3 protein-coding genes and 1 pseudogene are annotated in these 1362 nt (G+C 65.0%); 1 reads left to right on the top strand and 3 read right to left on the bottom strand.

Annotation, left to right across the window (positions count from 1 at the left end):
- Nucleotides 1-297, top strand: a 297-nt coding sequence (locus FGL98_RS25065; RefSeq protein WP_146321602.1) for an integrase core domain-containing protein, incomplete at its 5' end; no start/stop codon positions are given.
- A 43-nt stretch (nucleotides 298-340) separates the two neighbouring features.
- On the opposite strand, the pseudogene FGL98_RS25060 reads toward FGL98_RS25065, so the two are convergent.
- The 3 genes and pseudogenes from FGL98_RS25060 to FGL98_RS25050 all read right to left on the bottom strand — a co-directional run.
- A pseudogene (locus tag FGL98_RS25060) lies at nucleotides 341-550 on the bottom strand (transposase); the annotation flags it as partial.
- A gap of 110 nt (nucleotides 551-660) precedes the next feature.
- Entirely contained in the window at nucleotides 661-1053 is a 393-nt protein-coding gene (locus tag FGL98_RS25055) for a DUF6262 family protein (RefSeq protein WP_146321600.1), read from the bottom strand.
- A complete protein-coding gene (locus tag FGL98_RS25050; RefSeq protein WP_146321598.1) occupies nucleotides 1043-1231 on the bottom strand; it encodes a hypothetical protein in 189 nt (62 codons plus the stop codon). The genes FGL98_RS25055 and FGL98_RS25050 overlap by 11 nt, the downstream gene beginning before the upstream one ends.
- Between the last annotated feature and the right edge of the window lie 131 nt (nucleotides 1232-1362).

Genomic DNA, 1362 nt, shown 5'->3' with positions numbered 1-1362 from the left:
GCGTGGATCGAGTCGTTCTTCGGACACCTCAAGGGCGAGAACCCGTACCTGGACACCATCACCGACCCCGCGGTCATGCGCCGCGAGCTCGACGTCAGAAGGGAGCACTACAACACGATCCGGTTGCACGAGGGCATCGGCTACGTCACCCCCGCCGACGAGCACCACGGGCGCGGCGACGCGATCCGCAAGGCTCGCCGCGACGGGCTACACGCCGCCCGCGCACACCAGATTGCCACCCGCCGCAAGATGCGGCACACTACAGGAAATCCCAGCAACCCGAATGCGGACAATTAAAACCGGGGAGTGTCAGAATTTCGGTGTTTCTGCACTTCGTTGTTCAGTACTTCTCGGCGCTCGGCCAGCGTCCTTCGAAGACGGTGGCGAACACGTTCAGGGCCGGCTTCCACCGGGTGACCCAGCGTCTACCTCCCTTGCCGGTCGGGTCAAGGCTACGTGTGACCAGGTAGAGGCACTTGAGCGCGGCGTGCTCGTTCGGGAAGTGCCCACGAGCCTTCACCGCCCGACGATACCGGGCGTTCAGGGACTCGTTGGTTATCTTGAGCGCTGGTCCGGGACAGGGCGTTGACCTGCGGGTTTGCGTGCTGGACATGTCCGTCAGGCATCGTTTCGGCGGGCTGCGATGGCGCGCGGGTCTGGTCAGTTCGAGGTGTATCTCGGGCGTGTCGCACGGCGGTCCCCGAGGGCCTGAGCAAGTGCGTCGCGTAGTTGCTGGTTGTCGGCCTCGAGGCTGCGGATGCGTTGGTGTGCGATCTCGAGTCGCTGCTTGAGGGATGAGTCGCTGGCCGCCTGCCGGGTCGGGATGGTGAGCGGGGCCGAGGTGCGAGGCTGTTCCGCGCGGATCTGGTCGAGCAGGTCGGCTTGGGTGTACAGCCAGGACCGAGACACCTCGGCTTGCTCGGCGACGGTGGTGACGGTCAGGGGTTGACCGGTCCGGGCCAGGTGCCGCACGGCGATAACGGCGCGGCGGCGAGTCCGCTCGGCGCGGACTCGTGCGGCATCCGCGAGGTGGCGGCTGTTGTCAGCTTTCATCGGATTCCTGCTCGGGTTGTTCGAGCGCGGTGATGATCGCGTCGAGGCTGGTCAGTACTTGCTTGTTCATGTCGGCTACGCGGGCTCGTCCTTCCGCTTCCGCGCGGGTGATCAGTTCGATGACCTGGGTGCGGTGCTGCCGGTGCGCGGGCAGGTGAGTGTTGGTGGTCAGGAACATCGGGCAGGTCTGAGCCGCCCGCCAAAATTCGGACAGTTGATATCCAGTATTTCTATGCGGCGGAATGCGTCTCGTACCAGTCCTTCTCGGCCTGCTCCGGGGTCCGGTAACCGAGTGCTGAATGACGCCTT

The sequence above is a fragment of the Leekyejoonella antrihumi genome (genome assembly GCF_007845645.1).
In the GTDB taxonomy this organism is placed as follows: Bacteria; Actinomycetota; Actinomycetes; order Actinomycetales; family Dermatophilaceae; genus Leekyejoonella; species Leekyejoonella antrihumi.
Note: the sequence above shows the minus strand (reverse complement) of the source record. Positions and strands in the feature narration are given on the sequence as shown.

Coding starts and splice junctions, on each gene's coding strand:
- FGL98_RS25050 (WP_146321598.1), bottom strand. CDS start 1,231: ATGTTCCTGACCACCAACACTCACCTGCCCGCGCACCGGCAGCACCGC.
- FGL98_RS25055 (WP_146321600.1), bottom strand. CDS start 1,053: ATGAAAGCTGACAACAGCCGCCACCTCGCGGATGCCGCACGAGTCCGC.